1 protein-coding gene is annotated in these 658 nt (G+C 31.3%); it reads left to right on the plus strand.

The annotated features are described in order from the left end of the window. Positions 1–658 (plus strand): EpsG family protein (locus AC1DPK_RS34180; RefSeq protein WP_477513029.1); only part of this gene is annotated, 658 nt, incomplete at both ends.

Genomic DNA, 658 nt, shown 5'->3' on the forward strand with positions numbered 1-658 from the left:
TATATCTATATATAACGACAGGTACGTTTACAATTTCTATGAACGGAATAAGGCAGTTCTTTGCAGCTGCTATCGTTTTTGCTGCAACTAAATATTTACTAGAAGGCAAATGGAAGCCTTATATTTCGATTGTAATATTCGCCTCTTTCTTTCATCAAAGTGCTCTAATAATGATCCCGATGTATTTTATTGTGCGTAGAAAAGCATGGACAAAAACAACCTTCTTGCTTTTATCTGTAGCTGTTCTTATCGTTGTAGGCTTTAATGCTTTCTCTGAGCTATTATTTTCGGCGATTAAAGATACCCAGTATGGTCATTATGATAGTTTCAAAGAGGGTGGAGCTAATGTACTTAGAGCAATCGTATGGATTATTCCACTTGTTATCGCTTTTTTTGGAAGAGAAAAATTAAAATACTTATTTCCTAAATCAGATATTTTGGTTAATATCTCACTAGTTGGCGTTGTTTTAATGATTATTTCTACCCAAAACTGGCTTTTTGCAAGATTGGCGATTTATTTTAATTTATATCAGCTCATTCTAATTCCTTGGTTAATTAAAGTTTTTCGTGAGAAGGATCAAAAGCTTATATATATTGTTATTTTAGTTTTTTATTTTTTATTTTATTTTTATGAATGTGTTATTGCGCTGGATTTGGT

This window comes from Paenibacillus sp. 01T424 (genome assembly GCF_056398745.1).